This is a genomic window from Paenibacillus sp. sg306046 (genome assembly GCF_059821225.1).
Map to the genome: position 1 here is coordinate 1 of NZ_JCAMRT010000056.1, position 7361 is coordinate 7361.

At 53.6% G+C, this 7361-nt stretch carries 1 protein-coding gene; it reads left to right on the forward strand.

Going from position 1 to position 7361, the window contains the following annotated elements; translation table 11 throughout:
- Nucleotides 1-7361, forward strand: a 7361-nt coding sequence (locus AC6ROY_RS25110) for an amino acid adenylation domain-containing protein (protein WP_500103301.1), incomplete at both ends; no start/stop codon positions are given.

Here is a 7361-nt window from a genome sequence, read left to right on the forward strand (position 1 = left end):
GCCAGTACCGATAGGTGTGCTGGGGGAGCTATGCATCGGAGGCCCGGGAGTTGCGCGCGGGTACCTGAACCGTTCGGAGCTGACGGCGGAGAAGTTTGTGGACAATCCGTTTGTGGCAGGCGAACGATTGTATCGCACCGGAGATTTGGCGCGCTGGATGCCGGACGGCAATGTCGATTTTATCGGCCGCATGGACCATCAGGTGAAAATCCGCGGCTACCGGATCGAGCTTGGCGAGATTGAAACCGTCATGCTGCGTTGCAGCGGGGTGCGTCAGGCAGTAGTTATTGACCGGATAGACGCGCGGGGGCAAAAGTATCTTATGGGTTACGTCGTCGCGGATGACTTGTTCCGTGTTGAAGCGTTGCAAGCATATATGGAGCAGATTCTGCCTTCGCATATGGTACCTTCACGGTTTATGCGCATCGGACAAATGCCTCTGACGTCAAATGGCAAACTGGACCGGGAGGCATTGCCTGTACCGGAAGAGAACGAACAGGCAGGTCCGGTGTACGAGGCGCCCCGCACTTTGGCCGAGCAGTCGCTGGCTTTGGTCTGGCAGGCTGTGCTCGGTGTTGAGCAGATCGGCTTACAGGACAATTTTTTTGTACTGGGAGGAGATTCGATCAAGGCGCTGCAAGTTGCATCCAGGCTGCTTCAGATCGGTTGGAAGCTCGTAATCAAAGACTTGTTCCGCTACCCGACGCTGGCGGCGCTTGGCCCTCATCTTCAGGCATCCGGCAAGCGCGCAAGTCAGGAGGAGGTGGTGGGAGCTATCCGGCTGACGCCGATCCAGCGCTGGTTTTTCGAGCAGAATCCGGTTGCCCCTCACCATAGCAATCAGGCTTTTATGCTATTTCGTCAGGAAGGCTTTAATGAAGCTGCGTTGTGGAAGACGATGTTCAAAATTACGGAGCATCACGACGTACTGCGCACTGTATTTGAGAAAACAGAAAACGGTTATGTCGCAAGGAACCGGGAGATCGGGGAAGGCGATCCTTTCACGCTGCAGGTACTGGACTTTCAGGGCATCTCAGACCCGGCTGCTGCAGTTGCCGAGACGGCAAATCTAATTCAGGGAAGCATCGCCTTGGACACAGGTCCGCTGGTGAAGCTTGGTTTGTTCCGTTGCCAGGAAGGCGACCATTTACTGATCGCTATTCATCATCTGGTCATGGACGGGGTCTCGTGGCGTATTTTATTCGAGGATTTTGCTGCCGGTTATGGGCAAGTGATGAAGGGGCTTCCTCCACAGTTCCCTTATAAAACAGATTCTTTCCGGACATGGTCTGAGCGCTTGTCCTTGTACGCAAGCAGTCCGGAGCTTGAGCGTGAGCGGTCATACTGGCAGCAGATCGAACGAGCCGGCCAAGTGCTGCTCCCTAAAGATTTTGTACAGGGCAAATCGCAGCTCAAAAACAGCGATGTTGTGACCGTAAGCTGGACCACGGCAGAAACGGAGCAACTTTTGAAGCAGGCGCATCTGGCCTATCATACCGAGATGAACGACTTATTGCTGCTGGCGCTGGGGATGGCAGTGCATGCCTGGTCAGGCCTGGATCGCGTGTTGATCAATCTGGAAGGTCACGGCCGAGAGGAAATTGTGCCAAGTTCAGACGTTACACGTACAATCGGCTGGTTTACGAGCCAGTTTCCTGTTTTGCTGGAGGCGGGGGCCGGTCTGACATTGCCGCAAAAAATCAAGCAGGTCAAGGAAGGACTTCGTCGAATTCCAAATAAAGGAATAGGATATGGCGTTCTGCGATATTTAACAGGGGAGCCAACCGATCTGAAGCTAGGAGCAGAGCCAGAAATCAACTTTAACTATTTGGGACAATTCGATCATGACTACCAGCGAAATGGCTTGGAGCTATCTCCTTACTCCGCGGGCGCGGATGTCAGCGGTGATACGGTGATGGACTTCTCACTGGATATCAACGGTCTCGTGACGAACGGGGCGTTGAGCATGACCATCCGGTATGGCCCTGCGCAATACCTTCGGAGCACGGTGGAACGGTTTGGCACGCTGCTTCAATCAAGCTTGCGGGAAGTGGTCCTTCACTGCGTGGGGCAAGCGTATCCTGAGCTGACACCAAGCGATGTTTTACTCCAAGGATTGACGATCGGCGAGTTGGACCAGTTGACACAGCTTACGCGTCCGATCGGCGAGCTGGAAAATGTGTATGCCCTAACACCGATGCAGAAGGGGATGCTATACCATAATTTGTTGGATGCTGGATCGGGAGCGTATTTCGAGCAAGCGACGTTTGAGCTGAAGGGCAGCTTCAATGTGCCGAATTTCGCCAAAAGTCTGGATCTGCTGGTGCAGCGGCATGAGGCGTTGCGAACAAATTTCATCAGCGGATGGCTGGACGAACCGATTCAGGCCGTGTTCCGTGTGCGCAAAGGCGAGCTGTTCTACGAGGATTTACGCGGGCATTCGGAGACTGAGCGGCATATTGCTGTTACGGCCTTCACAGATGCAGACAAGGCCAAGGGCTTTGAGCTGAGCCAAGGCTCCCTGATGCGCGTATCGATTTTTCGAACGGGGGAACAAACCTATCGGTTTGTGTGGAGCTTCCATCATATTTTGATGGATGGCTGGTGCATGTCGTTGATGGCCAGAGAAGTATTCGAAAGCTATTTCACCTTTTGCCGCAACGAGGAGCCTGTGCTTGCTTCGGTTACTCCATTCGGGCGATATATCGCCTGGCTGGAACAGCAAGACCAGGAGGCGGCGGCGAGGTACTGGAGGGAGTATCTGGACGGATACGAGCAACAGGTGCTGCCGCCTCAGCAGAAATCGCCGCATATCGCGCAAGGCTACATGGGCCGGGAACTGAACTGGCTGTTCAGCGAGGAACTGAGCGAGCGAATCGCGCAGGTGGCCAGGCAGTATCAGGTTACGGTTAACACTGTGATTCAGACGGCATGGGGACTGCTCCTGCAGATGTACAGCAATAGCAGGGATGTTGTATTTGGCAGTGTCGTGGCAGGTCGTCCTGCGGATATTCCAGGCGTGGAATCCATGATTGGCCTGTTCATTAATACGATTCCGGTGCGGATTACAAGCGAGTATGGTGAAGCGGTTGCCGATGTGCTGCAAAGAACTCAGCAGCAGGCGCTCAACTCAGGTGTCTACGATACGTTCCCGCTTTACGAGATTCAGAATTTGACCAGCCAGAAGCGGGGATTAATTAACCACATCATGGTTTTCGAAAATTATCCTGTCGATGAGCAGCTTGGACGGCTTGGCGAAGGACAGCCGGAAAGCTTTACGGTCAGCGGCATCGAAACGCCAGAGCAAACAAATTATGATTTGAACGTCATTGTCATCCCCGGTGATCGGATCGGCATCCGACTGGATTATAATGCCTTGGCGTTCGAGGAAGCCGGGATTCAGCGGCTTGCTGAGCATTTCTCCAGAGTGCTGGAGCAGGTTGCGGCTGATCCGTCCATGCCGGTAGAGAAGCTGGAGCTGATCACGGAAGCGGAAAAGGAACAAATTATCGCTGTATTTAATGATACGCAGATGCCATATCCTCGTGACAAGACGATCCACGGGTTATTCGAGGAACAGGTCAAAAAGACACCTGAGCAGGTGGCAGTGGTGTTTGAGGGGAGCAAGCTGACCTATCGGGAACTGAACGAGAAGGCAAATCGGCTCGCAAGAACGTTAAGAGCAGAGGGGATGCAGGCCGATGAGACGGTTGGCATTTTGGTTGAACGCTCCCTGGAGATGATCGTTGGCATTTACGGTATTCTGAAAGCCGGCGGGGCGTATGTCCCTATAGATCCGGACTATCCGGAAGAGCGTATCGCTTATATTTTGGAGGATTCTGGAGTAAAGCTCTTGCTGACGCAAACCAGACTGCGGGAGCGAGCGGCCTTTACAGGCAAAGTGCTCGAGCTGGAGAATGATGACATTTATAGCGAAGATGGCGAGAACCTGGAGTGCTGGGCTGGCCCGAATCAATTGGCTTATGTCATCTATACATCCGGCTCAACGGGCAAGCCTAAGGGGGTAATGATTGAGCACCACTCGGTTGTGAACCGGCTTTTCTGGATGCATCAGCAGTATCCCATTGGCGAGACGGATTGCATTTTGCAGAAAACGGCGTATACGTTTGATGTTTCGGTTTGGGAGCTGTTCTGGTGGTCGATGGTTGGCTCCAAAGTTGTTCTCCTATCTGTCGGAGGTGAGAAAAATCCCCGGCATTTGCTGGAGGCTATCGCTCAATATGGTGTAAGCACCATGCATTTTGTGCCATCCATGATGCATGCTTTTCTGGAGTATGTCGAGCAGCAGCCAATTGAACAGCTGCGCGAGAAGCTGGGCACGCTGCATCAAGTGTTTGCAAGCGGGGAGGCACTTCCTGCGCCGAGTGTGGCTCGGTTCCAAAGGCTGATTGCATCTATTCACGGAGCGAAGCTGATCAATTTATACGGACCTACAGAGGCGACGGTGGACGTCTCGCATTTTATGTGCGACCCGGACACCACATATCCGCTGGTGCCAATCGGCAAGCCGATTCATAATACCCGTTTATACATTGTAAAGGAAGGGACATCGCAGCTTCAGCCGGTCGGCGTTGCCGGTGAGCTTTGTATAGCAGGTGTTGGTGTCGGGCGAGGCTATTTGAACCGACCGGAGCTGACGGCTGAAAAATTTGTGCCAAGCCCGTTCTTTTACGGTGAGCGTATGTACCGGACTGGAGACTTGGCCCGTTGGATGCCCGACGGCAATATCGAATATTTGGGACGAATCGACTACCAGGTGAAGATCCGGGGTTACCGGATTGAGCTTGGCGAGCTGGAAGTGCAGCTGCTGAAGCTGGAGGGAATCCAGGAAGCGGTCGTCGTTGCGAGAGAAGATGAGACGGGGATGAAGCACTTATGCGCTTATTTTGTGGCGGAGCAGAAGCTGAGCGTCAGTGAGCTGAGACAGGCGTTGTCGGTCGAGCTGCCGGATTACATGATCCCATCTTATTTCGTACTTATGGAACGGATGCCGTTGACGGCAAGCGGCAAGCTTGATCGAAAAGCACTGCCTGCGCCAGAGGGAAGTATCCGGACCGGTGTGGAGTATGTGGCTCCCCGGACGCAGACGGAGGCCAGACTGGTTCGTATCTGGCAAGAAGTGTTGGGACTTGCAAGCGTCGGAGTGAAGGATAACTTCTGGGAGATTGGCGGACATTCCTTACGGGCCACTACGCTGGTAAGCAAGCTGCATAGGACATTGGATGTCGAGATTTCGCTTCGGGACCTGTTTCGTTACGCTACGGTCGAGGCAATGGCGCAAGTCATCGAGCAACGGGACAAAGGCTCGTTTTCATGGATACCTGCGGCCGGGGAGCGGGGGCATTATCCGCTATCATCGGCGCAAAAGCGGCTCTTCATCCTTCACCAGCTCGAAGGCGCCGACCAGAGCTACAATATGCCTGGAGCCATGCTGCTTCAGGGCAAACTGGACAAGGTCCGCCTCCAGGAAGCATTCCGCAGTTTGATTGCGCGGCATGAAACGCTGCGTACAGGCTTCGAGATGCTGGACGGCGAGCCGGCACAGCGGGTGCACCGCGAAGTAAGCTTTGAGATCACCTTCACACAAGCTTCGGAAGAAGACGTGAAGGAGAGGATGGAAAGCTTTATCCGGTTGTTTGAGCTGGATAAGCCGCCGCTGCTGCGAGTAGGACTGATTGAGCTGGGGATTGATCGTTACGTGCTGATGTTTGATATGCATCATATCATTTCAGACGGGATCTCGATGGATGTATTGATGGATGAAGTTGTCCGATTGTACAGCGGAGAACAGCTTCAGCCCCTCCGTATTCAGTACAAGGACTATGCGGTGTGGCAGCAGTCCGAGCTGCAGATGGATCAGATGAAGCGGCAGAAAGCGTACTGGCTGGAGATGCTGCAGCATGAATTGCCTGTACTGGAAATGCGGACGGATTATGTGCGTCCAGCTGTGCAGCGTTATGAAGGTCGGTCCCTTTCATTTTTTATCGATGCAAAGAAAAGCGAGGCCTTGAAGCAGTTCGCCGCACATCATGGCGTGACGCTTTACATGGTATTGTTGGCGGCTTATACCGTGATGCTGCACAAATACACAGGTCAGGAAGACATCGTTGTAGGCACGCCGATCGCAGGCCGAACCCATACGGACCTCCAGCCGTTAATAGGGATGTTCGTTAACACATTGGCTATCCGCCACTATCCATCTGGAGAGAAAACATTTTTATCTTATTTAAATGAAGTTAAGGAAACGACACTAGGGGCTTATGAGCATCAAGCTTACCCGTTCGAAGAGCTTGTGGAGAAGCTGGAGATCATTCGGGATTTAAGCCGGAACCCGCTCTTTGATACGATGTTCGCATTGCATAATACCGAAAGGAAGCCGATTCGGCTGCCTGAGCTAGAGCTTTTGCCGTATTCGGATCAAGAGACCACTGCGAAATTTGATCTTAGTCTGGATGTGGCGGAGGACAGTCGCGGATTGGCCTGCACCTTCGAATATGCAACTGCCTTGTACAAGCACGACACGATCCAAAGGATGGCGGGGCACTTCAAGCAGGTGGTTGAGGTCATTTTGAGTAATCCGACAGGCAAGATTCTGGAAGTGCACATGCTGACAGCGGAGGAACGGCAGCAGATTGAGCATGTGTTCCATGCAGCGGCCGTGGAGGGTGCACCCTATGAAACATTCCAGCAGCTATTCCAACAACAGGCGGCTTGCACCCCGGAAGCTATCGCCGTCGTGTACGAGGATAAGCGGCTGACATACCGGGAGCTGAATGAGCGGGCGAACCGGTTGGCGCGAATGCTGCGGACTCGGGGTGTGCAGGCAGAACAGAAGGTCGGGATCTGGGCTGAGCGTTCGGTGGAGCTGCTTGTCGGAGTGATGGCGGTGTGGAAGGCGGGTGGAGCTTATGTGCCGCTTGATCCACAGTATCCGACGGATCGACTCCAGTTTATGCTTGAGGACAGCGGAGCGATTGCACTGCTCACCCAGAAGCATCTGTTAGCAGACGCGCATGACTGGATGACCGAGCATGAAGCGATGCATACGGTGCTGTGCCTCGATGAAGAAGCTTCCTATGATGCTGATGCCTCGGAACTGCCCGTCTGCAGCATGCCGCATAACCTGGCCTACGTGATCTACACGTCAGGAACAACGGGTCGGCCGAAAGGCGTCATGATCGAGCATCGAAGTCTGGTGAATACGGCAGCCGCCTATCGCAGGGAATATCGGCTCGATCAATTTCCTGTCCGTCTGCTTCAGTTGGCAAGCTTTTCGTTTGATGTATTTGTCGGCGATATAGCCCGGACATTGTATAACGGCGGCCTGATGGTTATTTGCC